This is a genomic window from Gilvibacter sediminis, from assembly GCF_028561565.1.
Taxonomy (GTDB): domain Bacteria; phylum Bacteroidota; class Bacteroidia; order Flavobacteriales; family Flavobacteriaceae; genus Gilvibacter; species Gilvibacter sediminis.
Genome location: NZ_JAQQTE010000017.1, coordinates 1 through 664 on the forward strand (window position 1 = coordinate 1; position 664 = coordinate 664).

Sequence of the window (664 nt, forward strand, 5' to 3'; positions counted from 1 at the left end):
AAATTTATTTTCGATGTCTGTAATCTATGATTACAAACAAATAACTTGCTTTCTCGTATTTCTTTTCCCAATATGTCAATGAACGTTTTTGATCTCGCTTAAAAGGTAGTTTAGGATACCTTATAAGGTCAATGACCAAATATTTTATCAAGCTGCTCGTTTTTCGGAGTGCTACCTGCGGTAGCCAACTTCAAACTCACATCTTGAAAATACTTTAAAAGAATCTCGCTTCAATTAAGCTTAAGAAAGCGAGCTTTCTACGCTTAATCTTCACTGCGATTCTACTTTTTAAAGTATTTATCTGTGGAGAATATCGGAGTCGAACCGATGACCTCCTGCGTGCAAGGCAGGCGCTCTAGCCAGCTGAGCTAATTCCCCATGCTTTTAAAAACAAAGAAGCCAATAACCCCTCCTTTTTAATTGATGAAGTACTCAACTTCTAAAATTTCCAAAATATCATTTATTACAATGAACGTCGCATGTCTTTCGACTCGCCCTGTAGTCTCAGGCAGACTCCCTGTATCAAGTACAGGACAGGCTTCTCGCCTTTGCCTTCGCCTACTTTGTAGTCTCAGGCAGACTCGAACTGCCGACCTCTACATTATCAGTGTAGCGCTCTAACCAGCTGAGCTATGAGACTGCATTATTAATTAAATTGACAGTA

2 tRNA genes are annotated in these 664 nt (G+C 39.5%); both read right to left on the reverse strand.

Annotated features, from left to right (window positions below):
- Nucleotides 1–304 precede the first annotated feature (304 nt).
- Nucleotides 305–378: transfer RNA gene (locus POW22_RS10365), tRNA-Ala, on the reverse strand.
- Between the two features lie 188 nt (nucleotides 379–566).
- A tRNA-Ile gene (locus POW22_RS10370) sits at nucleotides 567–640 on the reverse strand.
- Nucleotides 641–664: the final 24 nt, after the last annotated feature.